The following is a 21,768-nucleotide window of genomic DNA, read 5'->3' as shown; positions in this document are numbered from 1 at the left end:
AATATATGGATTGAAACATTTAGTCTGTCTTGGAATATGGATATGAGAAAGCGGGCACTGTCGTCAGTGCCCGCTGCTGTCCATTGCCTGCGCTCAGAAATCGACCGTGGCCGTGGCGCTGAAGGTGCGCGGCGCACCCTGAACCAGATAGCCATTACCCGGATAGCCACCGACCGAGCTCCAGTAATCGCGGTTGGCCACATTGTCGACCCGGGCCCGCCAGGTCACCAGCTTGCCGCCGATCTCGGTCAGGTAGCGCGCGCCGATGTCCAGCCGCGACCAGCCCGGCGCCCGCAGCGTGTTGGCGGCATTGGCATAGCTGTGGCCGGTGGCGATCAGGCGCGCATCCAGCGCCAGCCCGGCCAGCCATGGCACATCCCACTCGGCGCCGACACTGCCCTGGATGCCGGGCACGCCAATGACCTTGTTGCCGTCATTGCTGCCGCCTGCCGTCTGCTGCTGCTCCGCATCGAGCACGGTCAGGCCGCCGAGCAGGCGCAGGCCCGGCATCGCCTCGCCATGCACCGTCAGTTCGATGCCGCGATGACGGTCCTTGCCCTCGACGCCATAGTAGCGGGTCACCGGGTCCAGATAGCCGGACGGCTTGCTGGTGGCAAACAGCGCCAGCGTGCCGCCAATCCTGCCCGCGTCGTATTTGACGCCGATTTCCTTCTGCCGCGACACATAGGGGGCAAAGGTCTCGCCAGCATTGACCGCATTGCTGCCGGCCGTGTCGCCCTGCACCAGCGCCTCGATATAGTTCGCATACAGCGACAGCGCCGGGCGCAGCCTGATCACCAGCCCGGCGGCCGGCGTCACCCGGCTCTTGTCATAGTGGGTCTGCTGCGCCCCGGTGTTGTAGCTGTAGGTACGGGTATCGATGCTCTGCTTGCGTGCGCCGAGCGTCAGCCGCACGCTGTCGTCGAACATCGACAGCGTGTCGGATACGGCGATGCTGGTCAGCCGGTCGCGGCGCGTGGTCAGCGGCGAGTCGAGCCGGCCGCCGACCAGATAGGTCGCCGCCGGTTCGTCGAGCACCACCGGGTGGTACAGACTGGTGGCCAGCGGGGAGGCAAAATTGCTCCACGCATAGGCATTTTTCGCCTGCAGCGAATACATCGAGGCGGCCGCAACCAGTTCGTGTCCGATACTGCCGGTCTGCAGCGAACCGCGCAGCCCGGCCTCCCCGCTCTTCACCGAGTCGTCGCGACGATTGTCGGCACGATAGGTCGTCGCCGCGCCCGTATTGGCATTGCTCACGGTCAGATTGGCCAGCGAGTTGGCCTCGTGGGTTTCGCGCAGGCCGAACGCGGCCCAGGCGGTCAGCTTCGGGGCGAGATCGTACTCGCCGCGCACGGTGCCAAAGGTGTCGCGCTCCCGCGAATAGCTCCATGGCTGGGCATAGTTGCGGCGGCTGTCCGGCGCATCCGGCACCCGGGTGGCGCTGGCCGCCAGCGTGACGTTCGGCCGGCCACCGGTCAGCGCGTATTCCTGGTGACCGATATCGGCCGACAGGCGCAGATCGGTATCCCGCCAGTCAAGACCGACCGACACCATGCCCAGGTCGACGTTCTCGTTGTCGACACCGGTACCGCCTTCGCGCCGCACGGCGTTCAGGCGCACGCCGGCCCGGCCGTCGGGACCGAAGCGGCGCGAGAGGTCGATCGCCCCATGGCCCAACCCGCCACTGGATGCGCCCAGTGTGACCCGGTTCAGGTCATCGGCCGGCGCGCGTTTCGGCAGCAGGTTGATAGCGCCGCCGATGCCGCCGTTGCCCGGCGTGGCGCCGTTCAGAAAGGCGTTGGCGCCGCGCAGCACTTCGACCCGCTCGAACAGCTCGGCCGACACATACTGGCGCGGCAGCAGTCCGTACAGGCCGTTGTAGGCGACATCGTCCGAACCGAGAACGAAGCCGCGAATGAAATACGACTCCTGGAAATTGCCGAAGCCGCGCGCGACCCTCACCCCCGGGTCATTGAGCAGCACGTCGCCGACACTGCGCGCCTGGCGATCCTGGATCAGCTTGCTGGTATAGCTGGTCATGCTGAACGGGGTCTCGAGATCGTCCCGGGTGCCGAGAAAACCGACCCGACCGCCCCGGGCGACCTGCCCGCCGGCATACGGTTTGCTGAGCCCGCCAGCCGAAGCATCGGCACTGGCGTCGATGGTGACTGTCGGCAGGGTGGCGGTGGATGGCGCGTCGGCGTCCCCGGTCTGGGCACGGGCGGCGGCGGTCAGCAACAAGGGGGAAACGGTGGCGAGCAGCAAGGGGGACAGACGGAATCGTCGCGGCAGGGACATGGACTGCGTTCAGGTAAATTAATGAAACGATAATTATTATCAATTTCATTTGCGCTGTCCATGACTCGTTGCCCGCAACCGGCCGTCAATAGCCGTCTGCCGCCTGCATGGCCCACAAGTGGGCGGCGACCAGCGCCCGCCATGGCGAAAAGCCGGCCAGCCAGCGTTCGGTCTCGGCGGCGTCCGGCTTGTCGTCGCGCCCGAGCAGCCGCTGCAGATTGCGCCGGACGGCGACATCACCATGCAGCGAACCATCCAGCCAGCCGTATCCGCGCAGCAGCCCATAGCTGACCGTCCACGGGCCGATGCCGCGCACCTGCAGCAGCCGGGCACGGATGTCATCGACCGGTGGCGCTCCGAGCCAGTCATCCAGCGGCAGCTGTCCGTCGATCACGCACTGGCTCAGCGCCAGCAGGGTCTGCGCCTTGCCACGCGACAGCCCGGCCTGGCGCAGCCGGTCTTCATCGAGGGCGGCGACCCGGCGCGGGTCCGGGTGGCAGAACAGGCCGCTGCGGTGCGCGATACCGGCGGTCTGGATAAAGCGGCGACGGACCGAGATCGCCGCCCCGACACTGATCTGCTGGCCGGTGATCGCCCAGGCCAGCGCCTCGAACGGCGTGGCGCTGAGCGGAACCCGCAACCCCGGATGATGCCGGATCAGCGCACCGAGCTGCGGGTGGTCGCGGTAGCACTGTTCAAACTGCTCGACCGGCTGGGTCAGACCGAGCATGCGCCTCACCATCGCCGTCAGCGCGGCCGTTCCGTCCGTGGCCGGCTCGCCGTCGATCTCCAGCGTCGCTTCCGCAGCGTGTGCGGCAATCTGCAGCGTCAGACAGGCCGGCAACCCGTCCCACATCAATCCCTTGCGCAGCGAGGTGTCATCGACCTGTTCGGCCTGCTGTTGCGGATCACGACGATGAAAGGCCAGCAGGTCGCCGCGGCGAAAACCGGCCGGCAGATCAAGGTGGCAGCGGAAAGTGGTGGTGGGGTCGGTCGGCATGCATGCTCCACGAAAAACACGGCAGGGTATGAGTCTGCCGTGTGGTCTGTCATCCCGGATCCTGCGCCCGAATCCGGTTGACCCGCAACCTTACACCACGCCCTGCTCGATCATCGCGTCGGCCACCTTGCGGAAGCCGGCGATATTGGCGCCGAGCAGTTACATCATATAGCTGAGGCCAGCTTTGCAACAGCTCTTGCTGCCAGCTTGATCTTTGAGATGATTAACCGCTACTGTAAATTTTTATACTCACTACCATACGTCTTCACGGAATGGAGCATATGTGCGGCACGGAAGATCACGCTAATAATTAATAACAATTGTCAAACAAGTGCCTGCCAGCAATTGGTAGGCACTCCATCGAATAAATAGCAAATTAATGGATGAAAGATGTCTTACGGATATTTTATCCTGTCTAAAACGCCTTCTATGGCATTGAAATCCAGTAGAACATATGGAGGTTTTTCAGGATTGCCAAAAATAAACAATTATTACGGATATTTCAGACTTCATGAAGGGGCCACAGGGATAACAAATAGAGGGAAAAGCTATAGTGTTCTAACTGATGCTGGTTGCGAATTTTTATTGAAAGTACAGGAAGAAATTGGGGCGGGGGTCTTTGCATATGTATTACTCCGTAATAGAGAAAGCGAGATTGATTGCTTCCAAGAGATAGAATTTGAATTAAATCACGGTGCAAAATTTGATAAACTTTCTCTAAAAAACCCGCCGCCAATTATTTTAAACTCTCCATATTTTTTAACCAAGTACATATAAGCCATTGAGAATGGCTATTTAATATTGGAAAAAAGGCAATGCTCTACAAAATTTGTTTTTGAACGAGGGGGATTTCTAGCAGTGTTGCCGATACAAGCCGAAATGGCTGTCATCAATAATTCTTTTACCAACGCGCCCAGGCGGCAAACTAAACAAGTAGTAGAACTATTAATTTTCCGTTCATTCCCATAGTAGCAAAAGCAGGCGGCGGCAAAGCCGCCTGCTTTCCTCCCCTGCCCCTTACACCACGCCCTGCTCGATCATCGCGTCGGCCACCTTGCGGAAGCCGGCGATATTGGCGCCGAGCACCAGGTTGTGCGGTTCGCCAAACTCGCGGGCGGTCTCGCTGGCCTGGCGGTAGATGCCGGTCATGATCTCGTGCAGCCGGGCGTCGACCTGCTCGAAGCTCCACTGCTGCATCGACGCGTTCTGGCTCATTTCCAGCTGGCTGGTGGCCACGCCGCCGGCATTGGCCGCCTTGCCCGGGCCGTACAGGATGCCGGCGTCGAGAAAGCGGCTGACGGCTTCCTGGGTGGACGGCATATTGGCGCCTTCGGCGACCAGCTTGCAGCCGTTGTTCAGCAGTTGCGTCGCATCGTCACCGTTCAGTTCGTTCTGCGTCGCGCACGGGAAAGCGGCGTCACACGGTACCGACCAGACCGCATTGCGGCCCGGCGCATAGTCGCTCACCGGCACGAAGCGCACTCCGCCGCGCTGCTCGGCATAGCGGGCCAGCGATGCGTGTTCGACTTCCTTGACCTGTTTCAGCAGGGCGAGATCGATACCGGCCGGGTCGTGGACAAAGCCGGTCGAATCACTGGCAGTGACCGGTCGGGCACCACAGGCCTGCAGTTTCTCGATGGTGTAGATGGCCACATTGCCGGCGCCGGAGACGACGCAGGTTTTGCCTTCCAGCGTCTGCCCGGCATCGGCCAGCATCTGACCGGCGAAGTACACCGTGCCATAGCCGGTGGCTTCCTTGCGCGCCAGCGACCCGCCCCAGTTCAGTCCCTTGCCGGTCAGCACGCCTTCGTAGCGGCCGGTCAGGCGCTTGTACTGGCCGAACAGGTAGCCGATTTCGCGCGCGCCAACGCCGATGTCGCCGGCCGGCACGTCGATGGTCGGGCCGATATGGCGGTACAGCTCGCTCATGAACGCCTGGCAGAAGCGCATGATCTCATTGTCGGACTTGCCCTTCGGATCGAAGTTGGCCCCGCCCTTGCCGCCACCGATGGCCAGCCCGGTCAGCGAGTTCTTGAAGATCTGCTCGAAGCCGAGGAACTTGATCACGCCGGCATTCACGCTCGGGTGGAAGCGCAAGCCGCCCTTGTACGGGCCGATGGCCGAGTTGAACTCGATCCGGTAGCCCTTGTTGACCTGCACTTCGCCACGGTCGTCGACCCAGGCGACGCGGAACATGATCTGCCGTTCCGGCTCGACGATGCGCGACACGATATTGTGGCGGCGGTATTTCGGATCGGTATCCAGCAGAGGTTGCAGCGACAGCAGCACTTCCTCGCAAGCCTGATAGAACTCCCGTTGCGCCGGACTGCTGTGCTGCAATGCGGCAATGGTTTCGGCTACGTACGCCATGACTGATTTTCCTTGTAGGGGTTGTATTGAATGATGTTGTTATTGTGTGTGGATGCAGGCGTAGCGGTGTCCGCCTTGCATCGCAATATTAACCGGCAAGGAATTCATATCGGGCATTTCGCCGTGTTTTGTCAATCCTTTTGGCATTAAAAGTGCGCGGAACCTGCCTTTCAGACCGGTTGATAGCGTGCCTGGACCAGGCCGCTGGGAAAGGCGCGGGACGAGACCAGCCGCCATTTGCTTGTCGGCATCCCGACACCGAACAGGGCGGTTCCCTGACCGAGGATGACCGGCACCCAGCTGAGGGTCAGCGTATCGACCACACCGGCGGCCAGCCCGTCGCGCACGGCCATGCCGCCATCCAGATACACATGGGCATGGCCCGCTGCTCCGAGTTCGGCGAGCAGCGCGCACAGATCGCCGCCATGGGCTTCTTCGCCATGGCGCGGATACAGTGCATGGTGGGTCAGCACGATGACCCGCTTGCCGTGGTACGGCCAGTCGCCAAAGGTCAGGACTTTCTCATACGTGTTCCGGCCCAGGACCAGCACATCGACCTCGCGCATCAGCGCCTCGTAGCCGGTGTCCTCCGGCGGATCGGTCTGGACGATGGACAGCCATGACAGGTCGTCGGATTCTCCAGCGATATAACCATCAAGGCTGACGCCCAGAAACACACTGACTCTGGGTCTGTTCATGGCGCTTCTCCAGATGCAACAAGAAAAATCGGGGTGGCACGGCCGGGCGAAAACGCGGCCTCGTGCAGGAGCAGGAGGCCGTCGTGCCGGGAGCCGCGAGGGCGCGGCTAGCGGGCCAGTGCCGTCAGTGCAGACACCGCGGCACGGGCTGCGGCGTAAATGCTGGCCGGATTGGCTCCGGCGCACATATAGGCCGGCACGCTGATCAGGCGGCGCGCGCTGTCGACGCAGACGCCATCGACCGGCCGGTCGACAGGATGCTGCCCCCAGGCGGCCAGCGCCGCCGCCAGCGGATTGCCGGTCGTGGCGCCGACGGTGAGGTCGACATCGCGCAGGCCGGCATCGCGGGCAGCCAGGCCGAGCACCAGCGGCGCGGCGCACATTGCCAGCACCGGTGTACCGGCCGCCAGCGCGTCGCGCATCACCCGGGCGACGTCGGGATACAGCTGCGCCTGCTCGCCATCAGTGGCGAAAGTGGTCAGGTTTCTGGCCGCGCCGAAACCGCCGGGGAAAGCCAGGGCGGAGACCTTGTCGATCTGCAGCGCATCCAGCGGCGCGATGTCGCCCCGGGCAATGCGGGCCGACTCGGCCAGGATGCTGCGCGTGCCCGCGGCGGTGTCGCCGCTGAGGTGGTCGGTCACCGCCTGTTCGCGATCCGGTGCATGGAATGCATACGGAAGACCGGCTTCGGACAGCGCGATGATCAGCGCGACCGCCTCGGTAATCTCGGTGCCGTCATTGACGCCGCAGCCGGACAGGACCACAGCAACGGGAAGCGGATTCGACATACAAGCTCCTGAATTTGAAAGGCGGAAACTGGCAGAGCCGATCAGGCTGACTGCCGTACCCTTCAGTGTATCAACCCGCCGGGCAGCGACCGGCGCCACTCATGCCATTGTGCCCAAAAATGCACGCAGTCAGATCGCCCGCTTGTCCAGCCACTTGCTGACCGCCACCGGCGCCCAGCCGGCCATGCGTTCCAGCAGCGCGTCCGGCGTCGCGGCGGACACCATCAGGTCGAGGTTCTGCTCGCGGGCGAAACCCTGTTCGACGGTATGCCGCATCATGGTCAGGAACGGGGTGTAGAAACCGGCCACATCGAGCAGGCCAACCGGCTTGTGATGCATGCCGAGCTGCGACCACGACAGCACTTCCAGCAGTTCCTCATAGGTGCCATAGCCGCCCGGCATGGCGATAAAGCCGTCGGACAGCTCGGCCATCATCGCCTTGCGTTCGTGCATCGACGCGACCACATGCAGCTCGCTGAGCCCCGGGTGGTCGAGTTCCTTCAGCCGCAGGAATTCGGGAATCACGCCGATGACCTTGCCGCCGGCGGCCAGGGTGGCGTCGGCGACGGTGCCCATCAGGCCAACCTTGCCGCCGCCGTACACCAGCGTGATCCCGCGGCGGGCCAGCAACTGGCCCAGCGCGATGGCGCCCAGTTCATAGTCCGGCTTGTCGCCGAAGTTCGAACCACAAAATACGCAAATGCTTTTCATCATCCATCCAGCAAGGTTGTCGTGGCGGGACGGCCCCGCCCGGTCGAATCGTTACAGTACCGCAGTGGGATAGGCGCCAAGCACCTTGACGAAGGCCGCGCAGCGTCTCAGCTCGTTCAGGGCGGCGGTGACGTGGCTGTCGTCCGGGTGGCCTTCCATGTCGATGAAGAACACGTATTCCCACAGACCGGTGCGCGACGGCCGCGACTCGAATTTGGTCATGCTGACACCGGCCTGGGCAATCGGCGCCAGCAGGCTGTGCACTGCGCCCGGGCGGTTCTGTGCCGAGCAGACGATGCTGGTCTTGTCATGCCCGGTCGGCACGCATTCCTGATGGCCGAGCACCAGGAAGCGGGTGGTATTGTTCGGCTCGTCCTCGATGCTGCCGGCGATGCGGACCAGCTGGAAGCGTTCGGCGGCGGCCTCGCCGGCAATGGCGGCAACGGTGTCGTCCTCGGACGCGAGCCGGGCGGCTTCGGCATTGCTGGCCACCGACACGCGCTCGACATCGGGCAGGTGACGGTTCAGCCATTCATGGCACTGCGCCAGCGACTGGGCGTGCGAATACACCTTGCGCGGCGGCGGGGCGTCGGCGCGCTGGCGCAGCAGGTGGTGATGGATGCGCAGAATGACCTCGCCGCAGACTTTCAGCGGGCTGCTGACCATCAGGTCCAGCGTGCGGCCGACGGCGCCTTCGGTCGAGTTCTCGACCGGCGCGACCACGTAGTCACAGGTCCGCGATTCGACGGCGCGAAACGCCTCGTCGATCGATGCGCAGGCAATGGTGTGGGCAGCATGACCGAAATGCTTGACCGCCGCCGCCTGGGTGAAGGTACCTTCCGGGCCGAGAAAGGCGATCGACAGCGGTTTTTCCAGCGCAAGGCATTCGCTCATGATCTCGCGGAACAGGCGTGCCACCGACTCGCCGGGCAGCGGGCCCGGATTGCGTTCCTTGACCCGGCGCAGCACTTCGGCTTCGCGCTCGGGCCGGTAGATGATGCCGCCCCCCTTGATCTCGCCGATGGCGCGGGCGTGGCCGGCGCGCTGGTTCAGCAGTTCGAGGACTTGTGCGTCGATATCGTCGATCGCATGGCGGTGTTGCTTGAGCAATTCGTCTGACACATCAGGCTTTCAATATCAGGCATTCACCCTTGCCGAGCGCCAGCGTTTCGACCACGTAGCCGGGCGTGGCGGCGACCAGGTCGAGAAAGCCGGCACATTCGGCGGCGTGGGAAATGGCGTTGTCGACCACAATCAGACCGCCGCGGCGCAGCAGGCGCTGCAAGTGCGGCCAGTCACCGGCATAGCGGCTGCGGTCGGCGTCGAGGAACAGGAGGTCAAAGGCGTCGTCCGGTGCGGCGGCGATCCACGCCGAAGCGTCGACGCGGAACAGGGTGACGCAGTGGTCAAGCCCGGCGGCGGCCAGCTGGGCGCTGGCCGCGGTCTGCTTGTCGGCCTCGATGTCGAGGCTGATCACGCGGCCGTCGATATCGTCAGCCGCTGCGGCCAGCCACAGCGTCGAATAGCCGTTCGAGGTACCGACTTCGAGAATTCGGCGCGCATTGCCGAAGCGGACCAGCTGGTACAGGAAGCGCCCGGTGTCCGGCGTGATGTTCAGCCGGCGTTCGCGGCGCACGCCGGTGCCGGCGTCGTGCGCCACGCCTTCGTGGTACAGGCTGTCCAGCTGCCGCAGCAGGGATTCGGTCAGCATGTGCTGCGCTCAGCCGTTGTTGCGGGCGAAATCGTTCATGAAGCGCACCAGCGTCCGCACGCCTTCCAGCGGCATGGCGTTGTAGATCGACGCACGCATGCCGCCGACCGAACGGTGGCCCTTCAGCTGCACCAGACCGGCTGCGGCGGCGCTTTCGACAAACTGCGCTTCCAGTGCCTCGCTCGGCAGGCGGAACGGCACGTTCATCTGCGAGCGGTACGGCTTGTCGACCGGGCAGCGGTAGAAGCCGTTGCTGGCGTCGATGGCCTGGTACAGCAGCGCGGCCTTCTCGGCATTGCGCGCGGCAATGCCTTTCAGCCCGCCCTGCGCCTTCAGCCACTTGAACACCAGCCCGGCCATGTAGATGGCGTAGGTCGGCGGGGTGTTGTACATCGAGTCGGCATCGGCGTGAACCCGGTAGTCGAACATGGTCGGCGTGCCGGGACGGACATGGCCGAGCAGGTCTTCGCGGATGATGACCAGGGTCAGGCCGGCCGGGCCGACGTTCTTCTGCGCACCGGCGAAAATCAGGCCGAAGCGGCTGACGTCGACCGGACGGGACAGGAAGTCGCTGGACATGTCGCAAACCAGCGGCACGTCGGATTCGGGGATATACGGGAACTGCACGCCGCCGATGGTTTCATTGCTGACGTAATGCAGATAGGCGGCGCCGGGGTCACGCTTCCAGCCGGACTGCGGCGGGATGGTGGTGAACTGGCTGTCCTCGCCGCTGGCAGCGACGTTCACTTCGGCAAAGCGGTGGGCTTCCTTCAGCGCCAGCTTGCCCCAGTGGCCGGTAACGACGAAGTCGATCGACTTCCGGTCGCCAAGCAGGTTCAGCGGCACCATCGAAAACTGGCTGTGGCCCCCGCCCTGCAGGAACAGCACCTTGTAGTTCGACGGGATGGCCAGCAGCTCGCGCAGATCGGCTTCGGCATCGGCGGCGATCGACATGAACTCGCGCCCGCGATGGCTCATTTCCATCACCGACATGCCGGAGCCATGCCAGTCGGTCATTTCGCGGGCGGCTTCGATCAGCACGTCCTGCGGCAGCACGGCGGGGCCGGCGGAAAAGTTGTAGATGCTCATGGGTCCTCTTCTCTCCCGCGATGACCTGCGCGGGACTCAGTGCAGGGAGCGTGCGGACATCGTTTGCGTGTCCTTCGCGCCGGTTGATTCTAGTTCAGCAGGAAGTGTGCGCGGGCCACGGCGACCGGCTTGTTTTCATCGTCCTGCCAGGCGGTGATCTGCATGTTGGCGATACGCTTGCCCTGACGGGTGAACTCGCAGCGGGCATGCAGCGTGTCCGGCTTGCCGGAACGCAGGTAATCGAGCGAAAAATCGATGGTCTTCGGCGGTTCGCCGGATTCGCGGACCCACATCAGCTGGATCAGCGCGGCGTTTTCCATGAAGCCGCCAATCACGCCGCCGTGCAGCGCCGGCAGGATCGGGTTGCCGATGCTGGCCTGGCGGAACGGCAGGGTGAACAGCAGGCGACCGTCGCTCTCCTCGGCAAACTCGACACCCAGCAGGCGCGCATACGGGATGCTGTCGATAATGCCGGCGAAATCGCCGGCATCGCGCAGCGCCTGGAAGCGTTGCATATAGGATTTCATGATGTCGTCCCCCCGCCAAGCACCGCCGGACTGGAGTCGCGCATGAAGGTCGCGACGCCATGGGCAATCGGGTCGGCCGGATCGCCCTGGTGGCACAGCGCGCGGGTAAAGGCGATCTGCCGGCCAAGCTTGTAGCACTCGGCACGGCAGAACACCGGCTGGCCCGGCGTGGCCGGGCGCAGGTAGTCGATGCGCAGGTCCAGCGTGGCGATGGCCTCGGGCTGGTCGAGCCGGGCAAACAGCGCCAGACCACTGGTGGTGTCGATCAGGCTGGTGATGGCGCCGCCGTGCAGCACACCGGTCACCGGGTTGCCGACCAGTTCGTCGCGCCAGTCGATGGCCAGCGTCGGCCGGCCCTCGTCGAGGCCGGCCGGCCGCATGCCGAGTGTCGCGCAATGCGGCATGCTGACGAACCAATTCTGCATCTGCTCGAACAGCGCCGGGCTCATCAGGCGCCCTCGCCTTCGCCGGTTTCACCTGCAGCCGGCTCGCCGTCCACGGCTTCAGCGCCGTCGATGGCGTCGTCGTCGACCGGCAGGTCCTCGTCGCTCTCGGCCACCTTTTCCAGGCTGATCAGGTGTTCACCCTCGTCGAGATTGATCAGGCGCACACCCTGGGCGGTCCGGCCGGTTTCGCGGACTTCGGACACGCGGGTGCGGATCAGCACGCCGCCGGTCGTCATCAGCATCAGCTCGTCCTGCTCCTCGACCAGCGCCACGGCGACCAGCTTGCCATTGCGCTCGCCGGTATCGATGGCGATGACGCCCTGGGTGCCGCGCCGCGACTTGCGGTAGTCGCCGATCGGCGTGCGCTTGCCGTAGCCGTTGGCGGTGGCGGTCAGCACCTGCAGCGTTTCGTCGTTGCTGACCAGCATGCCGATCACCTGCTGGCCGTCGGCCAGGTCCATGCCGCGCACGCCACGGGCGGTACGGCCCATTGCGCGCACGTCGCCCTCGTCGAAGCGCACGGCCTTGCCGGCGTCGGAGAACAGCATGACCTGACTGCTGCCGCTGGTCACGGCGACACCGATCAGGTGGTCACCCTCGTCCAGATCGACGGCGATGATGCCGGCGGTGCGCGGACGGGAGAAGTCGGACAGCGGCGTCTTCTTGACCGTGCCACGGCTGGTCGCCATGAACACGTATTCGCTGTCGCTGAAGGCCTTGACCGGCAGGATGGCATTGAGTTTCTCGCCATCGGCCAGCGGCAGCAGATTCACGATCGGCTTGCCACGGCTGTTGCGGCTGCCCTGTGGCAGTTCGTAGACCTTGATCCAGTACATGCGACCAAAGCTCGAGAAACAGAGCAGGTAGTCGTGGGTATTGGCGACAAACAGGTTGTCGATGAAATCTTCTTCCTTGGTCCCTGCCGCCAGCTTGCCGCGACCGCCACGGCGCTGGGCCTGGTAGTCGGCGACCGGCTGCGCCTTCATGTAGCCGCCATGCGACAGCGTGACCACCATGTCCTGCGGCGTGATCAGGTCTTCGATATTGATGTCGCCGCCGTACTGCTCGATTTCCGAGCGGCGGGCGTCGCCATACTGGGTCTTGATCTGGGCCAGTTCCTCGGCAATGATCTGGTTCACCCGTTCCGGACGCGACAGGATGTCCAGCAGGTCCATGATGGTGTCCATCACGTCGCGGTATTCGCTGACGATCTTGTCCTGTTCCAGCCCGGTCAGGCGCTGCAGGCGCAGTTCCAGAATGGCCTGGGCCTGGACTTCGGACAGGCGATAGCCCTGCTTCTGCAGCCCGTACTCGGGCAGCAGTCCGTCCGGGCGCGCCTGGCTGACATCGACGCGGGACAGCATGTCCTCGACCAGCGCCGAGTGCCATTCGCGCGCCATCAGCTCGCTCTTGGCCACCGGCGGCGTCGGCGCGGCCTTGATCAGGGCGATGATCTCGTCGACATTGGACAGCGCAACGGCCAGCCCTTCGAGGATATGGCCCCGCTCGCGTGCCTTGCGCAGTTCGAAGATCGTGCGTCGCGTCACCACTTCGCGGCGGTGGCGCAGGAACTCGTCGAGGATCTGCTTCAGGTTCAGCAGGCGCGGCTGGCCATCGACCAGTGCGACCATGTTCATGCCGAAGCTGTCCTGCAACTGGGTCTGCTTGTACAGATTGTTGAGAACGATCTCCGGCATTTCGCCGCGCTTGAGCTCGATCACCACGCGCATGCCGGACTTGTCCGACTCGTCGCGCAGGTCGGAAATGCCTTCGATGGCCTTCTCGCGCACCAGCTCGCCGATCTTGATCAGCAGGTTGGCCTTGTTCACCTGGTACGGCAGCTCGTCGATGATCAGCGCCTGGCGGTCGCTGCCCTTGCCGATGTCCTCGACGTGGGTGCGGGCGCGAATCACCACGCGGCCACGACCGGTGCGGTAGCCTTCGCGCACGCCGGCCAGACCGTAGATGATGCCGGCGGTCGGGAAGTCCGGCGCCGGGATGATGTCGATCAGCTCGTCGAGCGTGATCTCCGGGTTGCCGAGCAGCACCAGCAGACCGTCGATAACCTCGTTGAGGTTGTGCGGCGGAATGTTGGTGGCCATGCCGACGGCAATGCCGGAGCTGCCGTTGATCAGCAGGTTCGGCACCCGGGCCGGCAGCACCAGCGGTTCCTGTTCGCTGCCGTCGTAGTTCGGGCCGAAGTCGACGGTTTCCTTCTCGATATCGGCCAGCATTTCGTGCGCGATGCGCGACATGCGGATTTCGGTGTAACGCATGGCGGCCGCGTTGTCGCCGTCGATGGAACCGAAGTTGCCCTGACCATCCACAAGCGGATAGCGCAGCGAGAAATTCTGAGCCATCCGCACGATGGTGTCGTAAACGGCGCTGTCGCCGTGCGGGTGATACTTACCGATCACATCGCCGACGACACGGGCCGATTTCTTGTACGGACGGTTCCAGTCGTTGGACAGTTCGTGCATGGCAAAGAGCACGCGACGATGCACCGGCTTCAGGCCGTCCCGCACGTCGGGCAGTGCGCGGCCCACGATCACGCTCATTGCGTAATCGAGGTAGGAACGCCGCATTTCTTCTTCGAGACTGATGGGAATCGTCTCTTTGGCAAACAGTTGATCGGTCATGTGTTCGAGGCAATCGCTTGGCCGGAAAAATGGACCTGATTCTACCACGCGGCGCCTGTCCCATGGCGGCAAAGGCTAATATTCCCCCCTGCTGCTGCGGGGAATATCGTGCCGGAGAGCGGTGCCTGCCGGCAGCACATACATTATTGAATGCAAAAACGGAAACAGCCCGGCAAGCCGGGCTGTTCTTTTGTCTGCGCGTGCGGACCGGTTTCCGGGCCTCAGCGTGCGGCGATGCGGTATTTCTTTTCCAGCGACGACACGCCCCACGCCATCAGCATGGTCATGCCGAGGTACAGGAAGGAAATCGTCAGGTACGGTTCCCAGTAGCGCGAGTAGACGCCGGCCACGGTACGGGCGGCGAATGCCAGCTCGGCCAGACCGATGGCCGAAACCAGCGAACTGTCCTTCAGCAGCATGATCGCCTCGTTGCCGAGCGGCGGCAGCATGCGCCGGAACGCCTGCGGCACGATAACGAACTTCATCGCCTTGCCGTAGCTCATGCCGAGCGAACGGGCCGCTTCCATCTGCCCGCGGTCGATCGACTGGATGCCGGCACGGAAGATTTCGGTGATGTAGGCGCCGGCATTCAGCGTCAGCGCCAGCAGGCCGGAGAAGAACGCGCCGTAGTTCTGGCGGATTTCCCGGGCCAGGTCACCGCTGATGATCAGTCCGTCGACCGGATGGACCAGCGTCGGCATCAGTGCGAAGTGAATCAGCAGGATCTGCACGAACAGCGGCGTACCGCGGAAGAACGTGACATAGGCGGTAGCAGGCCATTTGACCAGAAAGCGCAGCAGGTATTTGCTCATGCCGTGGCGCGCTTCCGCCAGCCGCGCCATGCCCATGAACAGACCGATGAGCGTACCCAGCACCACGGAAATCAGCGTGATGACCAGCGTCATCTTCAGGCCGCTGATAAACAGCGGCGCGTATTCGGTAATCATTGCGAACCGGAAGTCCATCATTCCCCCTCTCCCGGAAAAACGGCGGCGCGCGGTAAACGCGCGCCGCAGGTATTGCATGTCTTCAGCGTGGTCCGCTTACTTGTTTTCGCCAAACCACTTGGCGTAGATCTTGTCGTAGGTGCCGTCGGCCTTGATCGCCTTCAGACCTTCGTTGATCTTGCCCAGCAGCTCGGCATTGCCCTTCTTCACGGCGACGCCGTAATACTCGGGGTGGAAGCTGTCCTTGTCCTCGACCGAGATCAGGCCCTTGTCGGCGTTGTTCTTCAGATAGTTGATGACGACGCCGTTGTCGGCGACCACGGCCTGCACGCCACCGCTTTCCAGTTCCTTCAGCGCCAGCGGGGTGCTTTCGAAGCGCTTGATGTCGGCACTGGTCTTGCCGAGCAGCTTCTGCACCAGTTCATCGCCGGTAGTGCCGGTCTGCACGGCCACCTTCATGCCCTTCAGGTCACCGAACTTGGCAACCTTGGCATCCTTGGCGACCACGATCAGCTGGCGTGCCTCGAAGTACGGCTCGGAGAAGTCCATCGACGCCTTGCGCTCGTCGGTAATGGTGATGGCGGAAACCAGCGCATCACGGTCACCGTTATTCAGGCTGGCGAAAATGCCTTCCCACGGCGTATTGATGAACTTGACCTTGATGCCCGCCTTGTCGGCAATGGCGGTGACCACGTCGATGTCGAAACCTTCGGCCTGCTTCTGGTCATTTTCAAATTCAAAAGGAGCATAGGCGGCATCAGTGCCAACCACATATTCCTTCACCTCGGCAGCCGGCGTAGTCGGCGCCTGGACATTGGCAGCTTCTTCCTTCTTGCCGCAGCCGGTCAGCACGAATGCCGACAGCAGCGCCCCGAGCACCAGGTTTCTTCTCGATAGTTTCATGCATTCTCTCCCTTGAGGGTAGTTGTTGCGGAACAGGCGCCCGCGCAGGGCGGTGTTCCATGCGTGGTAATATAACTGCCACTAACTGTATCGCTCAATATTTCGAATAAATATTTCTCAAACATTCCCTTTACCGCCTGCGGCCCTGACAAAAAATGCGTAAATTCATACAGTTCCTTATTGGCGGCCTGACGGCGCTGACCCTCTGTTCGGCCCACGCCGAAGACGTTCCCCTGCCCGGCGACTACATGCCGGCTCCGGTCAAGGCCGGCAAGGCCCGCCCGGCGACCGCCGCCAAGCCGGCTCGCGCCGCCGACAACACCTCGCGCGGCAGCCGTGCCGAGCGCCCGGCCAAGGCTTCGCGCCACACGGCCAGGGCAGACAAGAAGCGCCGCGACAGCGCCGTTTCCGCCCGGACATCGCGGCACAAGGCCAGTGCGAAGCACGCCCAGGCAAAGCCGGTTTCCGCCCGGCACGCCGGCAAGAAGAAAACCGCCACGGCAACAACCGCCTCGGCCCGGCACGGCAAGCACGCCACGGTCGACAAGCGCAAGGCCGCCCGTCCCGCCAGCAAAAGCAAGATCCATGCCGAAAAGGGCAAGAAACAGGCCGTCCACGCCAGCGCCCGGCCGGATTCGCACAAGAAGGCGGTGCGCGGCAGCAAGGCGTCGGCAAACAGGAAAGCCGTGGCAAACCACAAGGGCGGCAGCAGCAAGCGCAACAGGCAGACCGCGCACGCGGGCAAGACTGGCAGCAAGGCCAGTGGCAAGGCCGTGAACCGGAAAAGTGCCGCCAGCAAGAAAGCGGCGCCGCACAAGGCAGTGACGCACAAGAAGCAAAAGAAGCAGAAAACACAGAAGACCGGACACGGTCGCTGATATCAGCCGGCCCGATCGCAAAAAAGCCCTGGCGGGGAAACCGCCAGGGCTTTTTTTCCTGCTGCCGCGATCAGCGCTTCAGCCGTGCGAAGGCATCGGCCATGGCCGAGTTGCCGGCGGCGGCCGGCTTGTCGTCGCGGCGACGCTTCTGCTGGCCACCGGTGGCCACAGCGGCAGCCCTGCCCGCTCCGGCACGCGGCGCATCCAGCGGATCGTCGAGGCGCATGGTCAGCGCGATGCGCTTGCGCGGAGCGTCGACTTCGACCACCTTGACCTTGACCACATCGCCGGCCTTGACCACCGTGCGCGGATCGGCGACGTATTTCTTCGACAGCGCCGAGATATGGACCAGTCCGTCCTGGTGGACGCCGATATCGACAAAGGCACCGAAGTTGGCCACATTGGTGACCACACCTTCCAGCACCATGCCCGGCTGCAGATCGCGGATATCCTCGACCCCGTCGGCAAAGGCCGCCGTTCTGAATTCCGGACGCGGGTCGCGCCCCGGCTTGTCGAGTTCACCGAGGATGTCCATCACCGTCGGCAGGCCGAAACGCTCATCGGTGTAATCGGTCGCCTTCAGCGTTTTCAGGAAACCGCTGTCGCCGATCATCGATTTCACCTCGCGACCGGAGCGGGCCACGATCTTCTCCACCACCGGATAGGCTTCCGGGTGGACCGACGAAGCATCGAGCGGGTTGACGCCGCCCATCACCCGCAGGAAGCCGGCCGCCTGCTCGAAGGTCTTGTCGCCGAGGCGCGGCACGGCCTTCAGCGCGGTACGGCTGTCAAAGGCGCCGTGCGCATCGCGATGGGCGACGATGTTCGCCGCCAGGGTGGCGTTCAGGCCCGAGACCCGGGTCAGCAGCGCTGCCGACGCCATATTGACGTCGACACCGACCGCATTCACGCAATCCTCAACCACGGCATCCAGCGCACGAGCCAGCTGGCTCTGGTTGACGTCATGCTGGTACTGGCCGACGCCGATCGACTTCGGGTCGATCTTGACCAGTTCCGCCAGCGGGTCCTGCAGCCGGCGGGCGATCGACACCGCGCCGCGCAGGCTGACGTCGAGATCGGGAAACTCCCGCGCCGCCAGTTCGCTGGCCGAATAGACCGAGGCACCGGCTTCGCTGACCACGATCCGGGTCATGCCGAGTTCCGGGTGCAGGCGGATCAGGTCTGCCGCCAGCCGGTCGGTTTCGCGGCTGGCGGTACCGTTGCCGATGGCGATCAGGTCGACCTTGTGCCGGGCGCACAGTGCACCCAGCGTCGCCAGCGAGCGGTCCCAGTCGCGGCGCGGTTCGTGCGGATAGATGGTCGCGGTGTCGAGCAGCTTGCCAGTGGCGTCGACCACCGCCACCTTGACCCCGGTGCGCAGGCCGGGGTCCAGCCCCAGTGTGGCGCGCGGGCCGGCCGGTGCGGCCAGCAGCAGGTCGTGCAGGTTGCGGGCGAACACCTGGATCGCCTCTTCTTCCGCCGCCTCGCGCACGCGGCCAAACAGCTCCAGTTCCAGCGACAGGAAAATTTTGGCCCGCCAGCACAGGCGCACGCTGTCGAGCAGCCACTTGTCGGCCGGCCGGCCCTGATCGGTCAGGCCGAAACGGGCAGCGATGCGCTGCTCGTATTCGCTGCGCTGGGTCAGCGGCGTGTCTTCCGGCTGATAGCGCAGCGCCAGGGTCAGGCATTCTTCATTGCGACCGCGCAGCAGTGCCAGCGCCCGGTGCGACGGCAGGCTGCGCAGCGGTTCCTCATGGGCGAAATAGTCGGCGAACTTGGCGCCGGCGCTTTCCTTGCCCGGCACGACCCGCGCGACGACTTCGCCTTCGCGCCACAGCTTGTCGCGCAGCTCGCCCAGCAACTGCGCATCTTCGGCAAAGCGTTCGATCAGGATCGCCCGCGCCCCGTCCAGCGCCGCCTTGATATCGGCCACGCCGTTGTCGGCATTGACGAAGCCGGCCGCCACGGCTTCCGGCGTCTGCGACGGGTCGGCCAGCAGCGTCTCCGCCAGCGGCGCCAGTCCGGCTTCGCGCGCAATCTGTGCCTTGGTACGCCGCTTGGGCTTGTACGGCAGGTACAGGTCTTCCAGCGTGGTCTTGTCGCCGGCAGCGTAGAGCGCGCTTTCCACTTCAGGGCTCAGCTTGCCCTGTTCGGCGATCGACTTGACGATGGTGTCGCGCCGGTCATCCAGCTCGCGCAGATAGCGCAGGCGCTCGTCGAGCAGGCGCAGCTGGGTGTCGTCGAGACCCCCGGTGGCTTCCTTGCGGTAGCGGGCGACAAACGGCACGGTCGCGCCGCCGTCGAACAGCTCGATGGTGGCGGACACTTGCGCCAGGCGGACGTTGAGTTCTTCGGCCAGGCGTTGGGCAATCGGTTTCAGCATCGTGACAATCAGTGGGTAGGGTCGGTTTCGATGGAGCGCGGACTTTAGAGCCGGTGCGCGCAGGATGCAAGGCGGTCACGCCAACGGGTGCAGTTGGCGGTCTGCCGCCAGCCTCAGGCCGACGCGGCCGACATGACGGTCGTTCATGGCCCGGATGGTCAGGCACAACCGGCCGATGCGGATACGGTCGCCAACGACCCGCACGCAGGCATAACGACGGGCAAACAGGGCATCCAGCGTCAGATCAGCCTCATCCGCCGGCGGCGTTTCACCATACAGTCCGGCGACATCGCCGAGCCGTGCGCTGCCATCGAGTACGAAGTCACCGAAGAAGCGCCGCTCGCACAGCGGCCCGTCCTGCTCCGGCTGCGGCAGGAAAACGCGCGACAGCGCCTCGCCCTCTCCGGCCGGCGCCAGCACCAGCACGTCGTCACCGGCAGCGAAGCGGGTGCTGGCATCCGGCACGATCAGCTGACCGTGGCGCGACAGCGCCAGACAATGCGCTGCAGCGCCGGGCAAGGCCCCGGCCAGCACCGTGCCGACCGGTTCGCCAATGGCTGCCGCGTCGGGATGCACGCTCAGTGTCAGCCAGTCGGCCGTCGGCGTCAGCGCCAGCAGCGGCGCGCGGGCCTGGGGCAGCGGGTCCGGCTCGGGCACCACCACGCCCAGCTTGCGCGCCATCCAGCCGAGCGACGAGCCCTGCACCAGCAGCGACACCAGCACCACGGCAAAGGTCACGCCGAACAGCGGCGCCGAGGCCGGCACGCCGGCCATCATCGGAAAAATGGCGATCACGATCGGTACCGCGCCACGCAGGCCGACCCAGCTGACAAACAGCACTTCGTGGCGCGGAAAGCGGAACGGACGCAGGCAGAGCATGACCGCCACCGGTCGCGCCACCAGCATCAGGAACACGGCGACGGCAAAGGCCTGCGGCAGGTCACCCACCATCTTCGACGGCGTGACCAGCAGGCCGAGCATCAGGAACATGACCGCCTGGGCGAACCAGGCCAGGCCATCCATGACCGGCAGCATGATCGGCGAGGCCGGTGTCGGCCGGTTGCCAATGACCACGCCGGCCAGGTAGATCGCCAGGAAACCGCTGCCGCCCATCTTGTTCGCCAGCGCAAACAGCGAAATCCCGCCGGCAGCCAGCAGCAGGGCATACAGGCCGTCCGCCAGCCGCAACCGGGCGAACAGCCGCGACAGCAGCCAGCCGCCGCCGAGTCCGGCCAGCGCGCCGACGCCAAACTGGGTGACAAAGGTCAGCAGCAGCGTCAGCGGCCCGCCGTCGGCCCGGCCGGACATCCAGCCGACCAGCATCAGCACCAGCAGCACCGCCATCGGGTCATTGGCGCCGGACTCGATCTCCAGTGTCGAGCCGACCCGGTCGTTCAGCCGGATGCCGCCGGAGCGCAGCAGCGCGAACACGGCGGCGGCATCGGTCGAGCCGATGATGGCACCCAGCAGCAGGCCATGGGCGAGATCGATGCCCATCAGCAGCATGGCGAACACGCCGACCAGCCCGGCCGACACCAGTACGCCGACGGTGGCCAGAGACAGCGCCGGCTTCAGGCCGGTGCGGAACGACTTGATCGAGGTCTGCAGGCCGCCGTTGAGCAGGATGATGGCCAGCGCGAGGTTGCCGATAAAGAAACTTGCGCCGTAATTGTCGAAGCGGATGCCGCCGGGGCCGTCCTCGCCGGCCAGCATGCCGACCACCAGGAACACCAGCAGCAATGGCACGCCGAAACGCGCCGACACCAGGCTGGCCAGCACGCTGAGAAACAGCAGGCCGCCACCCAGCAACAGCAGGGTATTGATTGCCTCCACGCGATGGGGAGTCCTATGTATGGGGAGATTTTACTGCTCAGACAGGCTTGTCGCAGTCTTCAGTGGCGACTTCTGCAATGGGAGGGCCGGCCGCGATGCGCGGCCGGCTGTGCGTCAGACCGCGGGCAGTTCCCCGCCCTCGACCCATTCACGGGCCGACTCGGCGCTGTCGAAATACATCACGTCGGTGTCGCCGCTGAGCAGGCCGGCAATATGCGCCGCCAGCTTGATCCAGTTGTCCTTGACCACCACGGCGATGCGGCCAAAATGCTTTTCGTGCGCGCGGACGAAGCGCAGTTCCTCGACGGCCATGTCGATGGTGAAGTCGACCACTTCACTCATGTCGATCAGGACATTGGGTTTGGCCTGGCTGTTGAAACGGTCGAGCAGCGCAGCTTCGAGGCTTTTGAAATCGGCCAGGGTGAATTCGTTGTACAACGCGACATCAAGGCCGAAATCCTGCGGGCGGATCGAGATCATGCGTGCCTCCTTCGGCTGGGGTGGTTTTCTTCTATCGTAGCGCAGCGGGGGGCTTCCTATAAAG

General features: G+C 64.3%; 19 protein-coding genes. 2 read left to right on the top strand and 17 right to left on the bottom strand.

Annotated features, from left to right (window positions below; all coding sequences use genetic code 11):
- Positions 1 to 93 precede the first annotated feature (93 nt).
- Both ACYVG8_RS09740 and ACYVG8_RS09735 read right to left on the bottom strand, forming a co-directional pair.
- Positions 94 to 2,301: a TonB-dependent receptor gene (locus ACYVG8_RS09740; RefSeq protein ID WP_107889890.1), complete on the bottom strand. Its 2,208-nt coding sequence runs from the start codon at positions 2,299 to 2,301 to the stop codon at positions 94 to 96.
- A gap of 85 nt (positions 2,302 to 2,386) precedes the next feature.
- Positions 2,387 to 3,301 carry a DNA-3-methyladenine glycosylase family protein gene (locus ACYVG8_RS09735; RefSeq protein ID WP_460745647.1) on the bottom strand — a complete coding sequence of 305 codons (915 nt, stop codon included), beginning with the start codon at positions 3,299 to 3,301 and terminating at the stop codon, positions 2,387 to 2,389.
- Positions 3,302 to 3,691: 390 nt separating this feature from the next.
- Between ACYVG8_RS09735 and ACYVG8_RS09730 the strand changes: the two genes are divergently transcribed.
- On the top strand, positions 3,692 to 4,078 hold the full coding sequence (locus ACYVG8_RS09730) for a hypothetical protein (RefSeq protein ID WP_460745645.1): 387 nt from the start codon (positions 3,692 to 3,694) through the stop codon (positions 4,076 to 4,078).
- A 240-nt stretch (positions 4,079 to 4,318) separates the two neighbouring features.
- On the opposite strand, the gene gdhA is transcribed toward ACYVG8_RS09730, so the two are convergent.
- From gdhA to ACYVG8_RS09670, 12 genes are all read right to left on the bottom strand, one after another.
- Positions 4,319 to 5,671 (bottom strand): NADP-specific glutamate dehydrogenase, encoded by a 1,353-nt coding sequence (gdhA, locus tag ACYVG8_RS09725; protein WP_460745644.1) that lies wholly within the window; start codon positions 5,669 to 5,671, stop codon positions 4,319 to 4,321.
- A 170-nt stretch (positions 5,672 to 5,841) separates the two neighbouring features.
- A complete protein-coding gene (locus ACYVG8_RS09720) occupies positions 5,842 to 6,369 on the bottom strand; it encodes a dihydrofolate reductase family protein (protein WP_028500155.1) in 528 nt (175 codons plus the stop codon).
- 107 nt (positions 6,370 to 6,476) lie between these two features.
- Positions 6,477 to 7,157 carry an isoprenoid biosynthesis glyoxalase ElbB gene (gene elbB / locus ACYVG8_RS09715; protein WP_460745642.1) on the bottom strand — a complete coding sequence of 227 codons (681 nt, stop codon included), beginning with the start codon at positions 7,155 to 7,157 and terminating at the stop codon, positions 6,477 to 6,479.
- Between the two features lie 129 nt (positions 7,158 to 7,286).
- Positions 7,287 to 7,871, bottom strand: coding sequence for an LOG family protein (locus tag ACYVG8_RS09710; RefSeq protein WP_441338903.1), 585 nt, complete (start codon positions 7,869 to 7,871; stop codon positions 7,287 to 7,289).
- 48 nt (positions 7,872 to 7,919) lie between these two features.
- Complete coding sequence (gene pheA / locus ACYVG8_RS09705) at positions 7,920 to 8,990, bottom strand: prephenate dehydratase (RefSeq protein ID WP_028500152.1); 1,071 nt, start codon at positions 8,988 to 8,990, stop codon at positions 7,920 to 7,922.
- A gap of 1 nt (position 8,991) precedes the next feature.
- Positions 8,992 to 9,579, bottom strand: coding sequence for an O-methyltransferase (locus ACYVG8_RS09700; protein ID WP_107889887.1), 588 nt, complete (start codon positions 9,577 to 9,579; stop codon positions 8,992 to 8,994).
- A gap of 9 nt (positions 9,580 to 9,588) precedes the next feature.
- Positions 9,589 to 10,668 carry a 3-phosphoserine/phosphohydroxythreonine transaminase gene (serC, locus tag ACYVG8_RS09695; RefSeq protein WP_028500150.1) on the bottom strand — a complete coding sequence of 360 codons (1,080 nt, stop codon included), beginning with the start codon at positions 10,666 to 10,668 and terminating at the stop codon, positions 9,589 to 9,591.
- A gap of 89 nt (positions 10,669 to 10,757) precedes the next feature.
- Positions 10,758 to 11,195, bottom strand: coding sequence for a PaaI family thioesterase (locus tag ACYVG8_RS09690; RefSeq protein ID WP_028500149.1), 438 nt, complete (start codon positions 11,193 to 11,195; stop codon positions 10,758 to 10,760).
- Entirely contained in the window at positions 11,192 to 11,644 is a 453-nt protein-coding gene (locus ACYVG8_RS09685) for a PaaI family thioesterase (RefSeq protein WP_028500148.1), read from the bottom strand. Before ACYVG8_RS09685 ends, ACYVG8_RS09690 begins: the two co-directional genes overlap by 4 nt.
- Entirely contained in the window at positions 11,644 to 14,280 is a 2,637-nt protein-coding gene (gene gyrA / locus ACYVG8_RS09680; RefSeq protein ID WP_028500147.1) for a DNA gyrase subunit A, read from the bottom strand. The genes ACYVG8_RS09685 and gyrA overlap by 1 nt, the downstream gene beginning before the upstream one ends.
- 221 nt (positions 14,281 to 14,501) lie before the next feature.
- Positions 14,502 to 15,245, bottom strand: coding sequence for an amino acid ABC transporter permease (locus ACYVG8_RS09675; RefSeq protein ID WP_028500146.1), 744 nt, complete (start codon positions 15,243 to 15,245; stop codon positions 14,502 to 14,504).
- Positions 15,246 to 15,323: 78 nt separating this feature from the next.
- The gene (locus ACYVG8_RS09670) at positions 15,324 to 16,130 is read right to left on the bottom strand and encodes a basic amino acid ABC transporter substrate-binding protein (RefSeq protein WP_028500145.1); all 807 of its coding nucleotides are present in this window, start codon (positions 16,128 to 16,130) and stop codon (positions 15,324 to 15,326) included.
- A 155-nt stretch (positions 16,131 to 16,285) separates the two neighbouring features.
- On the opposite strand from ACYVG8_RS09670, the gene ACYVG8_RS09665 reads away from it, so the two are divergent.
- On the top strand, positions 16,286 to 17,008 hold the full coding sequence (locus tag ACYVG8_RS09665) for a hypothetical protein (protein WP_460745640.1): 723 nt from the start codon (positions 16,286 to 16,288) through the stop codon (positions 17,006 to 17,008).
- 70 nt (positions 17,009 to 17,078) lie between these two features.
- On the opposite strand, the gene ACYVG8_RS09660 is transcribed toward ACYVG8_RS09665, so the two are convergent.
- From ACYVG8_RS09660 to ACYVG8_RS09650, 3 genes are all read right to left on the bottom strand, one after another.
- Positions 17,079 to 19,391 (bottom strand): Tex family protein, encoded by a 2,313-nt coding sequence (locus ACYVG8_RS09660; RefSeq protein WP_028500143.1) that lies wholly within the window; start codon positions 19,389 to 19,391, stop codon positions 17,079 to 17,081.
- Positions 19,392 to 19,466: 75 nt separating this feature from the next.
- Positions 19,467 to 21,224: a potassium/proton antiporter gene (locus ACYVG8_RS09655; protein ID WP_028500142.1), complete on the bottom strand. Its 1,758-nt coding sequence runs from the start codon at positions 21,222 to 21,224 to the stop codon at positions 19,467 to 19,469.
- A 114-nt stretch (positions 21,225 to 21,338) separates the two neighbouring features.
- Positions 21,339 to 21,704 carry a SpoIIAA family protein gene (locus tag ACYVG8_RS09650; protein WP_028500141.1) on the bottom strand — a complete coding sequence of 122 codons (366 nt, stop codon included), beginning with the start codon at positions 21,702 to 21,704 and terminating at the stop codon, positions 21,339 to 21,341.
- Positions 21,705 to 21,768: the final 64 nt, after the last annotated feature.

It is taken from the genome of Microvirgula curvata, assembly GCF_054781615.1.
The sequence above is the reverse complement of the archived record's forward strand: the minus strand, read 5'-3'. Positions and strand labels throughout refer to the sequence as shown.

Excerpts from the sequence above, each read along its gene's own strand:
- ACYVG8_RS09710 (WP_441338903.1), bottom strand. The coding sequence starts at position 7,871 with ATGATGAAAAGCATTTGCGTATTTTGTGGTTCGAACTTCGGCGACAAG.
- ACYVG8_RS09700 (WP_107889887.1), bottom strand. The coding sequence starts at position 9,579 with ATGCTGACCGAATCCCTGCTGCGGCAGCTGGACAGCCTGTACCACGAA.
- ACYVG8_RS09665 (WP_460745640.1), top strand. The coding sequence starts at position 16,286 with ATGCGTAAATTCATACAGTTCCTTATTGGCGGCCTGACGGCGCTGACC.
- ACYVG8_RS09690 (WP_028500149.1), bottom strand. The coding sequence starts at position 11,195 with ATGAAATCCTATATGCAACGCTTCCAGGCGCTGCGCGATGCCGGCGAT.
- ACYVG8_RS09730 (WP_460745645.1), top strand. The coding sequence starts at position 3,692 with ATGTCTTACGGATATTTTATCCTGTCTAAAACGCCTTCTATGGCATTG.
- ACYVG8_RS09740 (WP_107889890.1), bottom strand. The coding sequence starts at position 2,301 with ATGTCCCTGCCGCGACGATTCCGTCTGTCCCCCTTGCTGCTCGCCACC.
- gyrA (WP_028500147.1), bottom strand. The coding sequence starts at position 14,280 with ATGACCGATCAACTGTTTGCCAAAGAGACGATTCCCATCAGTCTCGAA.
- ACYVG8_RS09650 (WP_028500141.1), bottom strand. The coding sequence starts at position 21,704 with ATGATCTCGATCCGCCCGCAGGATTTCGGCCTTGATGTCGCGTTGTAC.
- ACYVG8_RS09735 (WP_460745647.1), bottom strand. The coding sequence starts at position 3,301 with ATGCCGACCGACCCCACCACCACTTTCCGCTGCCACCTTGATCTGCCG.
- serC (WP_028500150.1), bottom strand. The coding sequence starts at position 10,668 with ATGAGCATCTACAACTTTTCCGCCGGCCCCGCCGTGCTGCCGCAGGAC.
- ACYVG8_RS09670 (WP_028500145.1), bottom strand. The coding sequence starts at position 16,130 with ATGAAACTATCGAGAAGAAACCTGGTGCTCGGGGCGCTGCTGTCGGCA.
- ACYVG8_RS09685 (WP_028500148.1), bottom strand. The coding sequence starts at position 11,644 with ATGAGCCCGGCGCTGTTCGAGCAGATGCAGAATTGGTTCGTCAGCATG.
- ACYVG8_RS09720 (WP_028500155.1), bottom strand. The coding sequence starts at position 6,369 with ATGAACAGACCCAGAGTCAGTGTGTTTCTGGGCGTCAGCCTTGATGGT.
- ACYVG8_RS09660 (WP_028500143.1), bottom strand. The coding sequence starts at position 19,391 with ATGCTGAAACCGATTGCCCAACGCCTGGCCGAAGAACTCAACGTCCGC.
- gdhA (WP_460745644.1), bottom strand. The coding sequence starts at position 5,671 with ATGGCGTACGTAGCCGAAACCATTGCCGCATTGCAGCACAGCAGTCCG.
- elbB (WP_460745642.1), bottom strand. The coding sequence starts at position 7,157 with ATGTCGAATCCGCTTCCCGTTGCTGTGGTCCTGTCCGGCTGCGGCGTC.
- ACYVG8_RS09675 (WP_028500146.1), bottom strand. The coding sequence starts at position 15,245 with ATGGACTTCCGGTTCGCAATGATTACCGAATACGCGCCGCTGTTTATC.